The organism is Nocardioides sp. (assembly GCF_030150155.1).
Taxonomy (GTDB): domain Bacteria; phylum Actinomycetota; class Actinomycetes; order Propionibacteriales; family Nocardioidaceae; genus Nocardioides.
Map to the genome: position 1 here is coordinate 69,230 of NZ_JASLGR010000026.1, position 15,869 is coordinate 85,098.

The window sequence follows — 15,869 nt, forward strand, 5'->3', positions numbered from 1 at the left end:
GCGGGCGGTCAGACGCGACGCCGGGCCAGCGTGGAGCCCAGTGCCGCCGAGACCGCCCGCAGGGCCGTCACCTGGGTCTCGGGGCGGAAGCGGCCCACCGGCCCGGTGACCGAGATCGCGGCGACCGGGCTGCTGCCGTCGGGCTCGAAGACCGGCGAGGCCACGCAGAGCAGGCCGGCGGTGGACTCCTCGCGCTCGAAGGCGACCCCGGTCTCGAGCACCCGATCCAGCTGCTGGCGCAGCACGCCGGGGGCGATGATCGTGTGCGGCGTGCGGCGCTCCAGGGGCTTGCTCAGGACCTCCGCGCGCAGCTCCGGGGTGGCGTGGGCGAGCAGCACCTTGCCCAGGGCGGTGCAGTGCATCGGCATCCGGCCGCCGGTGCGCGAGGGGGTGCGGGCCTGGCGGTGGCCGCCGATCTTGGCGATGTAGACGACCTCCTCGCCCTCGCGCACCCCGAGGTGGACGGTCTCGTGGGTGCGCTCGTAGAGGTCCTGCAGGAACGGCATCGCGACCTCCAGCAGGGTCCGCTCCGCCGAGGCGCGCAGGCCCAGCTCGAAGAGCCCGCCCGAGAGCCGGTAGCCCTGCGCGGTCTTGTCCATCAAGCGGTGCTCGACCAGGTCGCCCGCGATCCGGTGCACGGTGCCCTTCGGCAGGCCCGTACGCCGGACCAGCTCGGCCAGGGGCAGCACCCGGTCATGGGCGCTGAACGCCCGCAGGATCGCCACCGCCTTGCCGAGGACCGTGTCCAGAGCCGCCGTACTCATGAAATCAGCGTACCGGTGAGTGGAACATCGGCGTGGTCGCGGCCACATCGACGGGGGACAGTTGGCACTATGACCGAGACCCTCACGAGCAGCGTCAGCGCTGACGCCATCGCGCAGGCTGCCGAGCGCCTGCGCACCGCGGCCGAGACCGGGGTCGCCACCTCGCCGGTGCGCGACCTCATCGGGCGCGACGACATCGCGGCCGCCTACGCGGTCCAGAACGCCAACATCGCGCTCCAGCTGGAGGCGGGCCGGGTCGTCGTCGGCCGCAAGATCGGCCTCACCTCCGACGCGGTCCAGAAGCAGATCGGTGTGGCCACCCCCGACTTCGGCTGGCTCACCGACGACATGGCCTTCACCGACGGTGACGACATCCCGTTCGACAAGGTGCTCCAGCCCAAGGCCGAGGCCGAGGTCGCCTTCGTGCTCAAGGCCGACCTCGCCGAGGGCGACCTGGACTACGACCAGGTCAAGGAGGCGATCGACTACGGCGTCGCCGCCATCGAGGTCTGCGGCAGCCGCGTCGCCAACTGGGACATCAGCTTCGGTGACACCGTCGCCGACAACGCCTCGGCCGGCGTCTACGTGCTCGGCACCGAGCGCAAGACGCTCGACGAGTTCACCCCGGTCGACGTCGAGATGACGATGAGCATCGGTGGCGAGCAGGTCTCCACCGGCAACGGCGCCGCCTGCCTCGGCGACCCGGTCAACGCCGTGGTCTGGCTGGCCAAGTACGCCCGCGACTTCGGCGAGCCGCTCCGTGCCGGCCAGGTCCTGCTCTCCGGCGCGCTCGGCCCGATGGCGCCGATCACTCCCGGCGCCACGGTCGAGGTCTCGATCACCGGTCTCGGCACGGTCGCGGCCACCTTCCCGGCCTGAGACTCGCCCCGAGCGACTCGCAAGCCTCCTCAACCCTCTGCATAAGGACTGAAACCCATGACTGGAAAGACCAAGGTCGCCATCATCGGGTCGGGCAACATCGGCACCGACCTGATGATCAAGGTGATGCGCACCTCCGAGAACCTCGAGATGGGCGCGATGGTCGGCATCGACCCCAACTCCGACGGCCTCGCCCGCGCGGCCCGCTTCGGCTTCGCGACCACCCACGAGGGTGTCGACGGCCTGATGGCGCTGCCGAACTTCGACGAGATCGAGATCGTCTTCGACGCCACCTCGGCCGGCGCGCACAAGTACAACGCCGGCAAGCTCGAGCCGCTCGGCAAGATCATGATCGACCTGACCCCGGCGGCCATCGGCCCCTACGTCATCCCGGCGGTCAACATCGAGGAGCACCTCGACAAGTCGAACGTCAACATGGTCACCTGCGGTGGCCAGGCCACCATTCCGATCGTCGCCGCGATCTCCCGCGTCGTCCCGGTCGAGTACGCCGAGATCGTCGCCTCCATCGCGTCGCTGTCGGCCGGCCCGGGCACCCGCGCCAACATCGACGAGTTCACCGAGACCACCTCGGCCGCCATCACCGCCGTCGGTGGTGCCAAGCGCGGCAAGGCGATCATCATCCTCAACCCGGCCGAGCCGCCGCTGATCATGCGCGACACCGTGTTCGCCCTGGTCAACCTCGGTGGCGCCGACGCCGCCTCGCTCGAGGCCGAGATCAAGGCCTCGGTCGACAAGATGGTCGCCGACGTGTCGGCGTACGTCCCGGGCTACCGGCTCAAGCAGCAGGTCCAGATCTTCCCGATCGACGACGACCAGCCGGTCGAGACGCTGCTCACCGAGGGCGCCGAGCGCCCGACCCACCAGGTGTCGGTCTTCCTCGAGGTCGAGGGTGCCGCGCACTACCTTCCGGCGTACGCCGGCAACCTCGACATCATGACCTCGGCCGGCCTCCAGGTCGCCGAGCGCATCGCACAGAAGAAGGCGAACGCATGAGCACCCCGATCTTCGTCCAGGACGTCACCCTCCGCGACGGCATGCACGCCGTCCGCCACCGGATCAGCCCGGCCGACGTCAAGCGCATCGTCTCGGCCCTCGACGAGGCCGGTGTCGACGCCATCGAGGTCGCCCACGGCGACGGTCTCGCGGGTGGCTCGGTCAACTACGGTCCCGGCTCCAACACCGACTGGGAGTGGATCGAGGCCGCCGCGAGCGTGATCAAGAACGCTCGCCTCACCACCCTGCTGCTGCCCGGTGTGGGCACGATCCACGAGCTCAAGCACGCCTACGACCTGGGTGTTCGCTCGGTCCGGATCGCGACCCACTGCACCGAGGCCGACGTGTCGGCCCAGCACATCCAGGCCGCGCGTGAGCTCGGCATGGACGTCTCCGGCTTCCTGATGCTCTCGCACATGGCCGCCCCGGAGAAGCTGGCCGAGCAGGCCAAGCTGATGGAGTCCTACGGCGCCCACTGCGTCTACGTCACCGACTCCGGCGGCCGCCTGACGATGAACGACGTCGCTGCCCGGGTGCGTGCCTACCGCGACGCCCTCGACCCGCAGACCGAGATCGGCATCCACGCCCACGAGAACCTCTCGATGTCGGTGGCCAACTCGGTCGTCGCCGTCGAGAACGGTGTCTACCGCGTCGACGCCTCGCTCGCCGGTCACGGTGCCGGTGCGGGCAACTGCCCGATCGAGCCCTTCATTGCGGTCGCCAACCTCAGCGACTTCAAGCACAACTGCGACCTGTTCAAGCTGCAGGACGCTGCCGACGACATCGTGCGCCCGCTCCAGGACCGTCCGGTCCGGGTGGACCGCGAGACGCTGACGCTGGGCTACGCCGGGGTCTACTCCTCGTTCCTGCGCCACGCCGAGAACGCCTCGAAGCGGTACGGCGTCGACGTCCGCGACATCCTGATGGAGTGCGGCGAGCGTCGTCTGGTCGGTGGCCAGGAGGACATGATCATCGACATCGCCCTCAACCTGGTCGCTGCCCGCGAGGCCGCCTCCGCCTGAGGGTGACCCGGGGTCGGTGACCCCGTGAGCCTGGTGAGCCGGGGAAGGCAGCCGCTGTTGCGGTTGCCGTCCCCGGCTCGCTGTCATTTCAGGGTCACGTCCGTGGCTCGCGCGGGCGATGCGCGGGACCGTGCCGCTCGCACAGGATGTGCAATAAAGTTTGCGAAGCCCCTGGTTGTGGAAGGTTTATTTACCTAGAGTCGACGTATGCCGAAGAAGCCAGTGTCGCCTCGCCCTGAGGTGAGCGATGCGGTCCGTGCGCTGGGGGCGATGATCCGTCGCGCCCGGATCGAGCGCGGACTGACCGCCGAGGAGTTCGCCGGGAGACTGGCCGTGTCGCGGCCGACCCTGGCTGCCATCGAGCGAGGGGAGCCGACGGTGGCCATCGGCACGACCTTGAACGCCGCGGCGCTGCTGGGGATCCCGCTGTTCTCCACCACCGACCCGGTCGAGGTCGCCCGGCTGCGTCGCTCCGCCGAGCGCGATCTCGGCCTGATCCCGTCGCGCGTCGACGTCACGGAGGCGAGCCGCGATGACAGCGACTTCTGAGGGGCAGGATCGTGTCTTCGTGTGGACGTGGCTCGCTGGCGCGCCGGTCGGTGCCACCTTCGGGTACGCGCCGTCCCTGCGGCGCGCACCCGAGGGAGGCTAGAGCGGCAGCGGCCGCTTCGGCAGTACGACGGCCAGGACCGTCGCCACGGCGGTGAAGCCGATCGCCCACCAGAACGCTTCCTGGAACCCTGCGGCGATGTCGCTCGGACCGGAGGCGGAGGCCATCGAGCCCGACAGGATCGTCGCCAGGACCGCCGTACCGAAGGAGCCACCGAGCTGCTGGGTGACGCGGGTCAGGATGCTGGCGTCGGGCATCTCGTGGCGCTCCAGGCCGTTGTAGGCCACCGCCATGATCGGGGTCATCACCATGCCCAGGCCGAAGCCGCGGACCAGCAGGACGGCCATCAGGAGCCACTGGGCGGTGTCGCCGTCGGAGAACGCGAACGGGATGGTGCCGACCATCGCGATCGCGAAGCCGACCATCGCGACCATCCGCGGGCCGATGGTGTCGGTCCAGTGTCCGCCGATCCGGCGGGACAGCAGGGTGCCGACGCCCTGGGGGACCAGCAGCAGGCCGGCGCGCAGCGGGGTGGCGCCGTCGAGGGTCTGGAAGAAGAGCGGCATCAGGAACATCGAGCCGTAGAGCACGAAGCCCATCAGGAACATCAGCGCGCCGCCGACGGCCAGCGGGCGGTGCCGGAAGAGCTTGACGTCGATCAGGGCGCGGTCGCCGCGCGAGATCGCCCACGGCACGAAGGCGGCCAGCAGGATCGCGCCGACCAGGAGGAACGGCCACACGTCGGTGCGGCTCAGGCCGCCGTCCTCGCTGACGTTGGCCAGGCCGTAGATCACGCCGACGGTGCCCGGTGCCATCAGGCAGAAGCCCAGCCAGTCGAAGGCGCGGCCGGTGCCGGGGGCGGGTCGGTCGTGGTTGAGCACCTTGATCGCGGCGGTGACGCCGACGATGACGAACGGGATGTTGACCAGGAAGAGCCAGTGCCACGACCCGAAGTGCAGGATCACGCCACCGAGGACGGGGCCGAGGATCGGGCCGAGCGAGATCGGCAGGCCGATCACGGCCATCACCCTGCCCAGCGGCTGGCCCTGGGAGGCCTGCATCAGCAGGGTGATCATCAGCGGCATCATCACGCCGCCGCCGAGGCCCTGGACGACGCGGAAGGCGACCAGGCTGGGGGTGTCCCAGGCGCAGGCGCACAGCACGGAGCCGAGGCCGAAGAGGATCTGGGCCCAGATCCACAGGTGCTTGCCGCCCAGGCGGGACTGGAGCCAGCCGGTGGCGGGGATGGCGACGAACATCGCCAGCAGGTAGCCGGTCGAGACCCACTGGATCTGGCTGACACCGGAGTTCAGCTCGCGGCCGAGGTCGCGGATGGCGACGGAGACGATGGTGGAGTCGAAGATGACGGCGATACCGCCGGCGATGATCGCGAAGGCGGTGCGCAGAAGATGGGGGTCCAGTCCGGAGGAGCTGGACGGGCCTGCCGCGTCGGCAGGAGCGGGAGAGGTCGCTGTCACGTTGATAGGGTACATATATGTCTCTTAAGGGAGAGGCGGGGTCCAAGGTCGACACCCGTCGTCGCGGCGAGGCCCTGGAGGCCGCGCTGCTCGACGCCGCCTGGGCCGAGCTGACCGAGCACGGGTACGTCGGCTTCGGCATGGACCGCGTCGCCAAACGCGCCTCGACCTCGCGTGCGGTGCTCTACCGCCGCTGGGACGACAAGTACGCGCTGGTGCTCGACACCCTGCGCTGGAGGCGCGCCCAGGTGGCGTTCGCCGCCCCCGACACCGGCAGCCTGCGCGGCGACATGCTCGCGATGCTGGATCTGGCGGGCGAGGTCGGCTTCGACATGGTGCGGATGCTCACCATCGGGATGGCCGCCTCGGTCGAGACCGGCGTCCCGCTGGCGCAGTTCCGGGCCGACCTGCTGCGCGACTCGACCAAGCGGATCCGGCCGATCCTGGAACGTGCCGTGGCTCGTGGCGAGATCGACCCGGACCGGCTCACACCCCGGATCGCCACGCTGCCGATGGACCTGCTGCGCCACCACGCCCTGATGACCGGTGAGATCCCGGACGCGGCGAGCATGGAGGAGATCCTGGACACCATCTACCTGCCGCTGGTGGGGTTCGCCCCGGAGTACTGAACCGGAGCGCTGAGCCGAGGCGCAGAAGCGAGGGGCCGAGGTTCGCGGCCCGGGTGTTTGGTGCCGCGGGGCTAGTGTCGGCGACAAGGACCAGTTCGGAGGAACGGCAGGTGGCCGGACACCACGCGAACGTCCTCGGGGGTGGAGCATGGGACTGACCGGTTCGCTGTTGCCGTGGGTCGTGGGGCTGGTCCTCGTCGTCCTGCTCGTCCTGATCGTGTGGGGCCGGCCGCGGTGGCGCTCGGAGATTGCCCAAGGGGCGACCCGTGGCCTGCTGGCGATGCTGCTGGCCGTCGTGGTGCTGATGCAGGTCGGCATCGCGGTCAACAACAAGTACGTCTGGTACTCCAGCTGGGGCGACCTGGTCGGCAACCACAGCTCGTACACCACGATCACCGGCGGCGGGAACGCGCCGGAGCCGACCAAGGTGGCCGGCGCCGGCATCCCGGCCCCGACGGCCGCGGCGAACTACGCACTGCCGGCGGCCGGCCAGCAGGAGCAGATCTACACCGTCAAGGACGAGGCCTCGAACCAGAACATGGAGGTCGAGGTGCACCTGCCGGCGGGCTACGACCCCACCTCGACCCGGAAGTACCCGATCCTGCTGGGTCTGCACGGCTACCCGAGCTCGCCGCACGGCTTCATGGCGACCTCGATCGTGAGCTCCGTCGACAAGGCGATCGCCAGCCACAAGATGGGTCCGGCGATCGTGGTGGTGCCGCAGATCAACAACCCGACCAGTCGCGACACCGAGTGCCTCAACGGCCCGGCGGGGACGCCGCAGACCGAGACCTGGCTGAGCAAGGAGCTGCCGCAGTGGATCGTCAACCACGTCCACGCCTCCGACGTGCGCACCGGCTGGGCGGCGATCGGCTACTCCTTCGGCGGCTGGTGCGCGGCGTTCCTGACGATGAGTCACCCCGACGTCTACGGCGCGGGGATCTCGTTCTCGGGGTACTTCGTGCCGTCGTACGAGGGCTCCTTCCACCCGTACACCACGGCGCAGCTGCAGCGCTGGAACCTGATCACGATGGCCAAGGAGAAGCGGCCGCCGGTGAAGGTCTGGCTCTTCGCCTCCAAGCAGGACTCGATCGCCTGGCCGACCTCACGCGACTTCATCGCCGCGGCGAAGGCCCCGACCGAGGTGAAGGCGGCCGTGATCTCGGTCGGCGGGCACCGCAACTCCGTCTGGGAGCCGCTCGTGCCCGATGCCCTCAGCTGGCTGGCGGCAGGGCTTCCTGGCTTCGCGGCGTGAGCTCCTCGGCACCCGAGAGCGACACCACGCAGGCGGCCACCACGGCGGCGGCGATCGCTGCCGCCGTGGGCACGCCCCAGCCGGGCCGGACCCGATCGCCGAGCGCGGCCAGGCCGACCACCGACGGCACCACCAGCTCGACCGCCCACAGCCAGGCGGTGGCCTCGTTGACGGCGTGCGGGCCGGTCTCCAGCGAGCGGGCGAACATCACCGCACCGATCAGGTTGAGGGCCAGCAGCAGCCAGACCAGGGGATCGGTCAGCAGGTGGGCAGCGCCACTGCCGTGCACGGCACGGGCCGCCACCGCCGCCCCCGAGTAGGCCAGCCCGGCCAGGGCCGCACAACGGGCCGTCCCCGGGGAGCGGTACGCCCACGCCGACGCCACCGCGACCACGAGCAGGCCGACGCCGAGCAGCGGGGTCAGCGCCCCCGGCACCGCCCCCACCCGACCGGTCTCGGCGGCCAGCGCCACCAGGCCGGTCGCGACCAGCAGCACCGCCACCCCGCCCCACACCCTGGTGCCGGGCCGGGTGCCCAGCACCACGGTGCCGAGCAGCACCGTCACGCACAGCGAGGCCGCTAGCGCGGTCTGCACCAGCAGGATCGGCAGGTGGCGCATCGCCAGCACGCTCAGCAGCCAGCCGCCCAGGTCGCAGGCGGTGCCGAGCAGGTACCAGGGCTGGACGAGGACCCGTAGGCCGCTGGTCCGGGCCGCACCGATCGCCTGCGCCACCGCGGCGACCCCGAGCAGCAGCGACGCGGCCGCCAGCATCCCCAGCGCCAGCGGCGTGCTCACGCGCTCTCCGCGGGGCCGTCTCCGGACGCCGTACTCGCGGCGCCGCCCCGCCGTCGGGTGAACTCCAGACGGCCCTCGGCACGGGCCATCGCCAGGGCCTGGGTGAGCACCTCGTCGGTGGCGCCCCAGACCAGGTAGCGCGGCTCCCAGCGCGGCCGGTACTTGGCGTTGAACCGCTCCAGCGACCCGACCTGGGAGTAGCGCGCCACCAGGTCGAGCAGGTAGCGGCTGACCTTGCCCTTGAGTCCCGGCGGCGGGTCGTCCAGGGTCCGGCGCATCACCGCGAAGTTGAGGCCGAGGCCGGCCGCGCCCTGCGGCGCGATGTGCTCCAGGGTGCGCACGATCAGGTAGTCCGTCAGCCCGTTGGGTACGTCGTCACCGGTGTCGCGCCGCATCACGTCGAGGGACCACCCGGGAAGCAGGGTGGCCGGGGTCCACTGGATGAAGCCGAGCACCCGGTCCTCGGCGTCGAACGCGACGGCCATCAGCAGCCCGGTGTCACGCGGGTCGAAGAGCCGCGACAGCGTCATCGAGAAGCCCCGCTCGGCCTCGCCCTGGCGCGAGCGCCCGGCCATCGCCAGCACCGACTCGACCAGGGCGGGGGAGGCGTGCGCGGGGTCGATGAACTCGACCCTGACCCCGGCCCGGGCGACCCGATTGACGGCCTGGCGCAGGCCCTTGTTGGCCGAGCCCTCCAGGGTGAACGACGGCACGTCGACGATCGCCTCGTCGCCGTAGTACCAGGCCCGCAGCCCCGAGCGCTGGTAGACCTCCAGCCAGGGCGAGGAGCCGGCCAGGACGGCGACGCCCCAGCCGCGGTCGCTGGCGAACTCGAGGAAGTCGGCCCAGACCTGGAAGCGCTCCTCGGGCGGCCCGACCGGATCGGGGGAGACCAGGCAGACCGGTCCGCGGACGGCGTACGCGACGAACGAGCGGCCCGAGAAGAACCACTCCCGGTCGTCGCGCAGCGCGAAGTAGGCCAGCGTGTCGCCGCCGGTGGTGTCGAGCAGGTGCCGGGCTGTCTCCAGGTCGGCCTCGTGCTGGTTGGGCTGGTTCGCGGTGCGCCAGCGCGAGAGCACCCACCAGAGCAGCAGCAGCGCGACCGCGACCCCGAACTCGATCAGGAGCGGCGTCGGGATCGTGGTCGGCCTGCCGATCAGGTGGCTGCGTCCGAGCCGGTGGGCGGCCAGATGGCGCGTCTCGCCCTGGTGCTCGTAGCGCACGAGGAACGAGACCGCGGTGGGGATGACCAGGGCCACCAGGCCGACCAGGCCGCCCCACTTCAGGCTCCAGACCAGCTGCCCGCGGGTCGGCATCACCCGGAACGCGTTGGCCGAGACCAGCAGCCACAGGGCGACCACGGCGCTGACCGTGGCGACCTCGGCGTCGAGGCCCTTGAGCAGGTTGAGGCCGAGCGAGACCGCCAGCAGGGACACCGTGGAGACCCAGGCGACCCACTGGCCGTGGCGCAGGCCGCGGGCGGTGATCAGGAGGGCGGCGCCGACGAAGAGGGTCGCGCCGGTGGCGATGTGCAGCGCCTGGAAGGGCAGGAACTCCAGCAGGAACTCCAGTCGGCGGTGGATCGGCCGGGTCAGGGCCGAGGCCATCGTCAATGCCCCGGCCGCCAGCGCCAGCCAGCTGGCCCAGCGCCGGGTGCGCTGGTTGGTGCGGACCCGCCGCAGCTGCCGGTCGGTGTCGCGGTCATGACCCGACACTGTCATCGTCGCCACGCCTGTGCCTCCCCCGAGTGGGACCGCGGTGTCCTCCGCGACGTCCACCTGTGACTGTAGGAGCCTGATGGCTAGAAGTGGTGGACGATCGACACGATGTTCACACTGTTGTCAGGAACTCATCCCGGCTCACATTAAGGTTGCGCACGTGGGATTCGTAGGGTCGGTCGATCGGGCGCAGCGGCGCTTTCCGCCGATCGGGTTTCCCCTCGGGGTGATCTACAAGTTCTTCGACGACCAGGGCAACTACCTGGCGGCCGTCGTGACGTACTACGCCTTCATCGCGATCTTCCCGCTGATGCTGCTCGCCACCTCGATCCTCGGCTTCTTCCTGCAGGGCAACCCGAAGCTCCAGGAGGAGCTGCTCAACTCCGCGCTGAGCCAGTTCCCGATCATCGGTGACCAGCTCGGCCGCCCGGAGTCCATCCAGGGCTCGACCGGCGGTGTGGTGGCCGGTTCGCTGGCGGCCGTCTACGGTGCGATGGGCCTGGGCCAGGCGATCCAGAACACCCTCAACACCGCCTGGTCGGTGCCGCGCAACAGCCGGCCCAACCCGATCCTGCTGCGGCTGCGCAGCCTGATCTTCCTCGGCACCGCCGGCCTGGCGGTGCTGGCGATCTCCGTGGTCTCCACCCTGGGAGCCAACACCCAGGTCTTCGGGCCGCACATCGACGCCAACCTGCGCTGGCTGATCGTGCTCGCCACCGTGCTGCTGGTCGGCACCATGCTGACCCTGCTCTTCCGCCTCGGCACCGCCCGCAACCACCCGTTGCGCTCGGCCGCACCGGGTGCGTTCACGATGGCGGTGCTGTGGCAGATCCTGCAGTGGGGCGGGACGGTCTACGTCGACAAGGTGATCAACGGCGCCTCGGGGATGAACCAGACCTTCGCCACGGTTCTGGGTCTGATCGCGTTCATCTACGTCGCTGCGGTGATGGGCGTGCTCTCGATCGAGGTCAACGTCGTGATCGTGCGGCACCTGTGGCCGCGTGCGCTGCTGACCCCGTTCACCGACGCGGTGGACCTGACCGATGCTGATCGCCGCGCCTACGCGTCGTACGCGCTGATGAATCGGCACAAGGGCTTCCAGACCGTGGCGGTCAGCTTCGACGGCCGTGACGGGGACACCCACGAGATCGTGATGGACCCCAGCTGGGCGCGGAAGCCGAACCGTCGCCGTGACCAGAGCGACCCCTTCCTGAACCCGCAGGAGGCCGAGTCCACCGACCCGCACGCGGTCCGCGAGCGGCGCTTCAACGACACCTTCTGAGGCGTACGCCGCAGGCCCCGCCACGGTGGCCGCGACACGCCTCCGCATCCGGGGTTCGGCAACGTCGTGCCGGGGCATTCCCGGGGGTAGAGTTGACTGCTCGGTCGGCGCGGTTGCCGGCCCGTGGTGATGGGGACAGTGAGACGTCGTTGAACGACCAGAGCGATCAGTCGCAGACCGATTCCGCTGCTGTGGCACAGCGTGAGATCGCGGCCGAGCAGGCCTTCGTCGATCGGGTGTACCGCCAGCTCGTGACCTCGGCCCAGGCCGCCAAGGCGCTGGAGTCCGAGGGGCACGCCCGTGGCCGTCTGGGCCACGAGGGTGGCCTGGTCGAGCGCGACGCGATGCTCTTCCAGGCGGCCAAGCGGATCGCCCAGCTCGACGCCGCCCACGAGGGCCTGGTCTTCGGCCGGCTCGACCTCGACGCCGACCTCGACCCCGAGCCGCGCTACATCGGCCGGATCGGGCTGCGTGACGACAACCGCGACTCGCTGCTGATCGACTGGCGTGCCCCGGCCTCGGCCGTCTTCTACCAGGCCACCGCTGCCGCGCCCCAGGGCGTCGTACGTCGTCGGGTGCTGCGCTCGAAGGCCCGTGACGTGATCGGGGTGGAGGACGAGCTGCTCGACGCCGAGGCGTACGCCGGGCGCGAGGAGGAGCTGCCGATCGTGGGCGAGGGCGCCCTGATGGCGCAGCTGTCCCGGGCCCGTGACCGCACCATGCACTCCATCGTGGCGACCATCCAGGCCGAGCAGGACCAGGCGATCCGCGCGCCGGGCAAGGGCGTCGTGACGATCTCCGGTGGTCCCGGTGTCGGCAAGACCGTGGTCGCGCTGCACCGCGCGGCGTACCTGCTCTACAACGACCGTCGGCGTTACGAGGCCGGCGGTGTCCTGATCGTCGGTCCGTCCGGCGTCTTCATGAACTACATCGGCCGGGTGCTGCCCAGCCTCGGCGAGACGGCCGTGGCGCTGCGCTCGCTGGGTGAGGTCGTCGACGGGGTGAAGGCCTCGCGGCAGGACGACCCCGCGGTGGCGGCGGTCAAGGGCGCCGCCCGGATGGCCGAGGTGCTGCGGCGCGCCGCACGCCAGGCCGTGCCGGGGGCCGCGCGCGAGTACAAGGTCTTCTACCGCGACAACGTCCTCACCCTGGACCGCAACCGCCTCGGCGACCTGCGTCGTCAGCTGCTCAGCCAGGGCCGGCGCAACCGACAGCTGCCGCGGGTGGCGCAGACCCTGCTGGACGCGCTGTGGCGCCAGGTCCGCTCCGAGCGTGGCCGTGAGCGTGGCCGCGACGCGTTCGAGGACGACATCGTCTCCGACGACAAGTTCCTCGCCTTCGTCGCCGACTGGTGGCCGCCGCTGGACGCCGCCACCGTGCTCGGCTGGCTGCGCGACCCCGACTTCCTGGCCCGGGTCAGCGACGGCGTCCTCTCGGCCGAGGACCAGAGCCTGCTGCTCAAGTCCTGGACCGGCGGTGCCACCGACCCGAGCGTGCAGGACGTGCCGCTGATCGACGAGCTGCGCTACGCCCTGGGCGATCTGCCGGAGAAGCCCGAGGACTCCCGCGACATCGACCCCGAGCTGGGGATCAACGTCACCGAGCTGCTCACCGCCTCCGACCGCGAGTACGCCACCGGCCCGTCCTGGCGTCCGCCGACGAACCGGATCGAGGACGACCCGTACGCCCACGTCCTGATCGACGAGGCCCAGGACCTGACCCCGATGCAGTGGCGGATGGTCGGGCGGCGCGGTCGGACCGCGTCGTGGACCATCGTCGGTGACCCGGCGCAGTCCTCGTGGCCGGTCCCCGCCGAGTCCGACGCGGCCCGGGCCGAGGCGCTGGAGGGCAAGCAGGTGCACGCCTTCCACCTGGCCACCAACTACCGGAACTCCTCGGAGATCTACGAGTACGCCGCTGCCTACGCCGCCCGCGTCGGCCTCGACGCCGACCTGCCCCGCGCGGTCCGCTCCACCGGCGTCGAGCCGGTCGAGATCACCGGCCGGGCCGACGGCGCCGCGCTGGAGGCGGCGGTGCGGGCCGAGGTGGTCCGCCTGGCCGGCGAGGTCGGCGGCACCGTCGGCATCGTGGTCCCGGTCTCGCGTCGCTCCGAGGTCAACACCTGGCTCGCGGGCTGGCCCGAGGTCGCCGACGACGCACCGCACGCCCGCGCCGCAGCCGCCGACTCGTCGGGCTCGGCCTCGGCCGAGGACCGGGTCGTGGTGCTGACCGGACTGGACACCAAGGGGCTCGAGTTCGACGCCATCGTGGTGGTCCGTCCGCAGGAGATCGAGGACGAGTCGCCGACCGGTCGGGCGACGCTGTACGTCGTCCTGACCCGGGCCACTCAGCTGCTCACCACCATCTCCTGAACGAGGACCTGAACGCGGGGGAAAACTGATCGACACCGCTCGTTAGGGTTGTCCCATGACTGAGACGCCCCGTTCTGCCGCTGATGCCATCGAGGCCATCCGGGAGCACGAGGCGTGGGCCCTGATCCGGCGTTCGACGCGGGCCGGGGAGCGCGAGTCGATCGGTGCCGTGGGCGGTCGCCGGTGGATCGCCGAGTCGCTGCTCGACATCCCGCTGGAGTCCGGCGTCCCGGCTGCGGGGCACGTCGCCGACCGGCTGGTCGCGGTCCCGTTCCGGCAGATCACCGAGCGCGGCTTCGAGGCCCACGACGACGGCACCCCGCTGGTCGTGGTCGACATCGAGACCGAGTTCGAGCTGAGCGTGGCCGAGGTGCTTGCGGCCCTGCCCGACGACGAGATCGGCTTCACCGACCGGGGCGGCTTCGGTACCTCCGACGAGGCCTACGAGAAGGTCGTCGAGCAGATCATCAACGACGAGATCGGCGAGGGCCAGGGCGCCAACCTGGTGATCGGGCGGCACTACCGGGCCGTCGTCGCTGACTGGAGCGCCGAGAAGGCGCTGACCGTCTTCCGACGTCTGCTCGAGCGCGAGCGCGGGGCCTACTGGACGTTCTGCTTCTTCACCGGTGACCGCTACCTGATCGGTGCCACCCCCGAGCGCCACGTCTCCATGTACGGCGGCGACGTCCGGATGAACCCGATCTCGGGCACCTTCCGGCTGCCGCGTGAGCTCGACGCGACCACGGCCGAGGAGGCCGCCGCGCTGCTCAAGCCGCAGCTCCTGGACTTCCTCAAGGACGAGAAGGAGATCTACGAGCTCTACATGGTCGTCGACGAAGAGCTCAAGATGATGTGCGAGATCTGCAACGAGGGCGGCCAGGTGCTCGGGCCGTTCCTCAAGCCGATGTCGCGCCTGATCCACACCGAGTACCTGCTCGCCGGCCGTTCCTCGCGGGACCCGCGCGAGGTGCTGCGCGACACCATGTACGCCGCCACCGTGACGGGTTCGCCGGTGGAGAACGCCTGCCGCCTGATCAAGGAGTACGAGACCGAGGGGCGGGGCTACTACGCCGCAGCCCTGGCGATCTTCGGCCGCGACGCCGCCGGTGCGCCGGTGCTGGACAGCCCGATCACGCTGCGGACCGCCGACGTGTCGATCGACGGTCACCTCAAGGTCTCGGCCGGTGCGACGCTGGTGCGTGACTCCGACCCGGCGTACGAGGTCGCCGAGACGCACACCAAGGCCGCCGGCATCCTCGGCGCCTTCGGTCTGGTGCCGCCGGCTCCGGCCGCCAACCAGCTCGGTGTCCCCGAGGTCGTCACCGACGAGGACGTGCTGCTCGAGCTCAACCGACGCAACCGGCGGCTCTCCTCGTTCTGGCTCAACGACCAGGGCGAGGGCGACGGCGTCGACGACCTTGACAAGGCACCCGACCCGGCCCTGACCGGCAAGCACGTCGTGATCCTGGACGGCGAGGACGACTTCGCCAAGATGATCCGGCACATCCTCGGTGTCTTCGGGATGACCTCGACGCTGGTGCGGCACGAGGACTACACGCCCGAGGCGTTCGACGGTGCCGACCTGGTCGTGGTCGGGCCCGGCCCGGGCGACCCGCGCGACGACGCCGACCCGAAGATGGCGCAGCTGCGCTCGGCGGTGGGCCACCTGCTGGCCACCGAGCGTCCCTTCCTCGCCGTCTGCCTCGGGCACCAGGCGCTGTGCCACCAGCTCGGCATCGACCTGGCGGTCAAGGACATCGTCTTCCAGGGCACGCAGTCGGCGGTGCCGTTCACCCTCGGTGGGCGGACGCGCACCGAGCGGGTCGGGTTCTACAACACGTTCGTCGGGCGGGTCGGCGAGGCCGGTCTGCCCGAGGGCGTGAGTGTCGACGTCGACCCGACGTACGGCGACATCCATGCTGTCCACGGGCCGCACTTCCAGGGCATCCAGTTCCACGCCGAGTCGATCCTCACCGAGCGCGGCTTCGACCTGCTGCACGAGCTGGTGCGCACTCTTCTGGACTGACCTGGACCACCGCTCTGGAACGAT

The 15,869-nt window shown here is 70.7% G+C and carries 13 protein-coding genes; 9 read left to right on the forward strand and 4 right to left on the reverse strand.

Annotated elements, in window-relative coordinates:
* Window positions 1-8: 8 nt before the first annotated feature.
* Window positions 9-764: an IclR family transcriptional regulator gene (locus Q1V88_RS06915; RefSeq protein ID WP_300679724.1), complete on the reverse strand. Its 756-nt coding sequence runs from the start codon at window positions 762-764 to the stop codon at window positions 9-11.
* A gap of 69 nt (window positions 765-833) precedes the next feature.
* Here Q1V88_RS06915 and Q1V88_RS06920 point away from each other — a divergent pair, with 69 nt between their 5' ends.
* From Q1V88_RS06920 to Q1V88_RS06935, 4 genes are all read left to right on the forward strand, one after another.
* On the forward strand, window positions 834-1,643 hold the full coding sequence (locus Q1V88_RS06920; protein ID WP_300679727.1) for a fumarylacetoacetate hydrolase family protein: 810 nt from the start codon (window positions 834-836) through the stop codon (window positions 1,641-1,643).
* Between the two features lie 57 nt (window positions 1,644-1,700).
* Complete coding sequence (locus Q1V88_RS06925; protein ID WP_300679728.1) at window positions 1,701-2,657, forward strand: acetaldehyde dehydrogenase (acetylating); 957 nt, start codon at window positions 1,701-1,703, stop codon at window positions 2,655-2,657.
* A complete protein-coding gene (gene dmpG / locus Q1V88_RS06930) occupies window positions 2,654-3,679 on the forward strand; it encodes a 4-hydroxy-2-oxovalerate aldolase (RefSeq protein WP_300679731.1) in 1,026 nt (341 codons plus the stop codon). The genes Q1V88_RS06925 and dmpG overlap by 4 nt, the downstream gene beginning before the upstream one ends.
* A gap of 207 nt (window positions 3,680-3,886) precedes the next feature.
* Window positions 3,887-4,228, forward strand: a complete 342-nt coding sequence (locus tag Q1V88_RS06935; protein ID WP_300679733.1) for a helix-turn-helix domain-containing protein — start codon at window positions 3,887-3,889, stop codon at window positions 4,226-4,228.
* A 99-nt stretch (window positions 4,229-4,327) separates the two neighbouring features.
* Here the strand turns inward: Q1V88_RS06935 and Q1V88_RS06940 are convergent, their stop codons facing one another.
* Entirely contained in the window at window positions 4,328-5,767 is a 1,440-nt protein-coding gene (locus Q1V88_RS06940) for an MDR family MFS transporter (protein WP_300679736.1), read from the reverse strand.
* A 17-nt stretch (window positions 5,768-5,784) separates the two neighbouring features.
* Here Q1V88_RS06940 and Q1V88_RS06945 point away from each other — a divergent pair, with 17 nt between their 5' ends.
* On the forward strand, window positions 5,785-6,396 hold the full coding sequence (locus Q1V88_RS06945) for a TetR/AcrR family transcriptional regulator (RefSeq protein ID WP_300679739.1): 612 nt from the start codon (window positions 5,785-5,787) through the stop codon (window positions 6,394-6,396).
* Window positions 6,397-6,544: 148 nt separating this feature from the next.
* On the forward strand, window positions 6,545-7,651 hold the full coding sequence (locus tag Q1V88_RS06950) for an alpha/beta hydrolase-fold protein (protein WP_300679742.1): 1,107 nt from the start codon (window positions 6,545-6,547) through the stop codon (window positions 7,649-7,651).
* Here the strand turns inward: Q1V88_RS06950 and Q1V88_RS06955 are convergent.
* Window positions 7,611-8,447: a hypothetical protein gene (locus Q1V88_RS06955; protein WP_300679745.1), complete on the reverse strand. Its 837-nt coding sequence runs from the start codon at window positions 8,445-8,447 to the stop codon at window positions 7,611-7,613. The genes Q1V88_RS06950 and Q1V88_RS06955 overlap by 41 nt on opposite strands.
* Complete coding sequence (locus Q1V88_RS06960) at window positions 8,444-10,168, reverse strand: phosphatidylglycerol lysyltransferase domain-containing protein (protein WP_300679952.1); 1,725 nt, start codon at window positions 10,166-10,168, stop codon at window positions 8,444-8,446. The genes Q1V88_RS06955 and Q1V88_RS06960 overlap by 4 nt, the downstream gene beginning before the upstream one ends.
* Before the next feature lie 157 nt (window positions 10,169-10,325).
* On the opposite strand from Q1V88_RS06960, the gene Q1V88_RS06965 reads away from it, so the two are divergent.
* The 3 genes from Q1V88_RS06965 (at window position 10,326) to Q1V88_RS06975 (ending at window position 15,845) form a co-directional block, all read left to right on the forward strand.
* Window positions 10,326-11,447, forward strand: coding sequence for a YihY/virulence factor BrkB family protein (locus Q1V88_RS06965; protein ID WP_300679748.1), 1,122 nt, complete (start codon window positions 10,326-10,328; stop codon window positions 11,445-11,447).
* A gap of 191 nt (window positions 11,448-11,638) precedes the next feature.
* Entirely contained in the window at window positions 11,639-13,819 is a 2,181-nt protein-coding gene (locus tag Q1V88_RS06970; RefSeq protein ID WP_300679751.1) for a UvrD-helicase domain-containing protein, read from the forward strand.
* 55 nt (window positions 13,820-13,874) lie between these two features.
* Window positions 13,875-15,845 carry an anthranilate synthase family protein gene (locus Q1V88_RS06975; RefSeq protein WP_300679754.1) on the forward strand — a complete coding sequence of 657 codons (1,971 nt, stop codon included), beginning with the start codon at window positions 13,875-13,877 and terminating at the stop codon, window positions 15,843-15,845.
* The last annotated feature ends 24 nt before the right edge of the window (window positions 15,846-15,869 follow it).

What these genes read in the sequence shown, in the direction of transcription:
- Q1V88_RS06915 (WP_300679724.1), bottom strand. Translation starts at nt 764, where the DNA reads ATGAGTACGGCGGCTCTGGACACGGTCCTCGGCAAGGCGGTGGCGATC.
- Q1V88_RS06920 (WP_300679727.1), top strand. Translation starts at nt 834, where the DNA reads ATGACCGAGACCCTCACGAGCAGCGTCAGCGCTGACGCCATCGCGCAG.
- Q1V88_RS06925 (WP_300679728.1), top strand. Translation starts at nt 1,701, where the DNA reads ATGACTGGAAAGACCAAGGTCGCCATCATCGGGTCGGGCAACATCGGC.
- dmpG (WP_300679731.1), top strand. Translation starts at nt 2,654, where the DNA reads ATGAGCACCCCGATCTTCGTCCAGGACGTCACCCTCCGCGACGGCATG.
- Q1V88_RS06935 (WP_300679733.1), top strand. Translation starts at nt 3,887, where the DNA reads ATGCCGAAGAAGCCAGTGTCGCCTCGCCCTGAGGTGAGCGATGCGGTC.
- Q1V88_RS06945 (WP_300679739.1), top strand. Translation starts at nt 5,785, where the DNA reads ATGTCTCTTAAGGGAGAGGCGGGGTCCAAGGTCGACACCCGTCGTCGC.
- Q1V88_RS06950 (WP_300679742.1), top strand. Translation starts at nt 6,545, where the DNA reads ATGGGACTGACCGGTTCGCTGTTGCCGTGGGTCGTGGGGCTGGTCCTC.
- Q1V88_RS06960 (WP_300679952.1), bottom strand. Translation starts at nt 10,168, where the DNA reads ATGACAGTGTCGGGTCATGACCGCGACACCGACCGGCAGCTGCGGCGG.
- Q1V88_RS06975 (WP_300679754.1), top strand. Translation starts at nt 13,875, where the DNA reads ATGACTGAGACGCCCCGTTCTGCCGCTGATGCCATCGAGGCCATCCGG.